At 45.8% G+C, this 2,717-nt stretch carries 1 protein-coding gene and 2 pseudogenes; all 3 read right to left on the reverse strand.

Annotation, left to right across the window (positions count from 1 at the left end; all coding sequences use genetic code 11):
• Positions 1 to 374, reverse strand: a pseudogene (locus PREMU_RS15455) (group II intron reverse transcriptase/maturase); the annotation flags it as partial.
• 600 nt (positions 375 to 974) lie between these two features.
• Entirely contained in the window at positions 975 to 1,601 is a 627-nt protein-coding gene (locus PREMU_RS00595; RefSeq protein ID WP_007572299.1) for a DUF4840 domain-containing protein, read from the reverse strand.
• Positions 1,602 to 2,180: 579 nt separating this feature from the next.
• Positions 2,181 to 2,561: pseudogene (locus PREMU_RS00605) on the reverse strand (hydrolase); the annotation flags it as partial.
• Between the last annotated feature and the right edge of the window lie 156 nt (positions 2,562 to 2,717).

Genomic DNA, 2,717 nt, shown 5'->3' on the forward strand with positions numbered 1-2,717 from the left:
CAACAGGCGCATCTTGCCATTGTCTTTGGGTATTTCTACCCTTTTCACTGGGTTTGGACGGTAAGAGCCGTCCATCAAGGAACGGATGAGCAAGTCCTTATTGGTCAATAGCCATGGGAGCAACTGCTCGCACGACATCTTGTCGATACCACCACAGCCTTTGTTTCTCATAACTGCCTTGTAGGCTCGGTTGAGATTTGAAGGGCTAAGGATTTGCTCGAAAAGGTGTTCCTTGTCGAATGGTACTTCCACGATGTTGTCTTTCACACATCCACATGTAGGTCTGCACTCCCCCATACCATTCGGTTTCCGACCTATCTCTTTGGGGGCAGCCATTAACTTGGGATAATGTTTTTCTGCATTCTTTCCTTCATGAGGTATGTTTCAATTACTATCGCTTGATTGTTAGGTTCAGCCCTTCATGCAACGTTATCGAGTATTGCACTACTATGGCGTCTGCTGACTTCTCACGGCAAGCTTTACTCCACTTCTTTCGTAAAAAAAACTATTTGAAGTGTCCGTGAGACCTCCTCGGATAAGGGCATTGTCTTTCCATCTTATACCCACTTCATTTACACCAACCGTTCCGAATAGCTATAGGGCTTTGATTTGTTTAGCAACCTTACCCACGGTCATATGCCTTGTATGAAGTTTCTGTTCGTTAGGTCAGATGTTTGCCGCCGGCTTCTTTCAGATTCCACCTCACGATGGACGCCCTTGCCTTTGGCTATGTAATTCCCGCTATTAAGGCTTACTCGGGACTTGCACCCGTTAGACAATACTCATGCCGAGCATACTAAAGCCATCCCCGGTCTTAAGATTTAAGACCGGGGATGCTGTTTTTATCAAAGTCGGTCACGCCCGATCCCTCCTCGTGACCTGCCATGCGCAGACCGACAGAACAAGGGCAAGAAAGCGGGCGGCCACAGGACCAGCCCGCATAATATGGCGTGAAAGAAACCTCAGCCGCTTTGTTATTTATTTACGAAATAGAAAGGAGTAGACCTTACCAACGGCGTAGAACTTTTGTCAAAGCTACCGTCGATCTTGGCGCCGGCAGCTATAATCTGCAACAACATGCTGTTGGTCGAGGTCGTGAATTGGCCGAATGAGTATGTGTTGTTCATATAGAACACTACCTGGACCTTATGGTTTCCTCCTTTGACAGCTACCTCGTAAGTAAGGCCTGTAGGATTGATAAGCCACTGTATCGGATTCATTTTCACAAAGCCGATGTAGCATTCCATTGACTGATCCGGCTGCTTGAGGATGGCATCTCGAATCTCTTTGTGCTCGGCCGTAGTAGTATCAACGGCCGTGGCGATGACTTTCGCGGGGATGCGGATCAGCGTCATGGTAGAGTCGGAGGTGATTGTCCATGAGGTGGAGACAGAGTCCTTCTTCGCTGGAGCACCTGAAGAACTGTTGCTGACAACGTAAATTAGTTTACCGTGGTGGGAGCCTTGGACAGCTCTAAAACACTGTTGCGTTTGCTGTGGCGTGAGCTTGTTGTTGTCGTCACTGTCACCTAAACACGACGTCAATGTGAAAGCGGCAGCTGACACGACAAGAAGCAAACTAAAAAGTCTCAGTTTTCTCATTGTTCTATTATTTGTTTTTTTGATGGTTTACATCTTATTAAATACAAAGGTACTCATAATCTTGCATACGTAAGCAGTTTTTTCTCCATTTTTTCTTATCTTTCTCTCATCGTGACAATTGTGTGGACCTTTTCCTATTGCTCTTCGCATCAGTGACGACATCAAAGAGACGAGATGATCAGATCTGTAAAAAAGATTTATTTCAAAGTCACTGTGAGAATCGCATTTTTGCGACAAGATGTGGGATCGGCCGTAAAAACCACTAAATTCACAATAAAACATAAGATATTATCAATGAGGCAATTACTCGATTTTACAGATTCTGAGGCATGGAAAGAGCCTGTGAACAAGACGCGTCTGCGGCGTTATCGCAATGCGATAACGCCGCAGACGCACTGCCTTTTAATACTAAAGACACTGCCTGTGCACCGTAAACGGCTTGCCTCTACGCAGTAATGGTACCACGAAAACGCCTTCCCGGTGGTTTCAAAGCATTTTTGGCTCCCTGTTTCAAAAGGCCCGCGTTGTCCGTATTCTTTACTTTTTGTAAAACCGATTTACTACTTTTCCCGCTACTGTCTAACTTCTCACGACCTTGTCGGGATATTGTATCCGAGTGTGGTAAATGGCCTTAAGCCGCTCTATCAGCACTTGCTTGGCGACCGCGATATCATAGAAAGTGATCTTGCACTCGCTGAAGAGACCATCCTTGACCTGCTGGTCAACAATCTGGTTGACAAGCTTGGAGATGCTCTCTTCCGTATATTCCTTTAATGAATGAGAGGCGGCCTCACAGGAATCTGCCATCATCAGGATAGCCTGCTCAGGTGTTGAAGGGTTAGGGCCCGGATAAGTAAAGAGACTCTTGTCAACCACTTCATCAGGGTGTTCATTCTGATATTTAATGTAGAAATACTTCGTCATGCCACAACCGTGGTGCGTAAGGATGAAGTCTCGGATTGTCTTGAACGGATTTAGCTTGTCACGTTCTGACCTTCATAAGAAGTAAAAGACTATGACAAGAAAAACAAAAGTAGCAAAATTCCCGTTATCGGTGAAGTTAGGAGCTATTCGTGACTACTATTCCGACGGCTCGTCAATAACAGCTGTCGCCCG

Source organism: Hallella multisaccharivorax DSM 17128, assembly GCF_000218235.1.
GTDB classification, from domain to species: Bacteria; Bacteroidota; Bacteroidia; order Bacteroidales; family Bacteroidaceae; genus Prevotella; species Prevotella multisaccharivorax.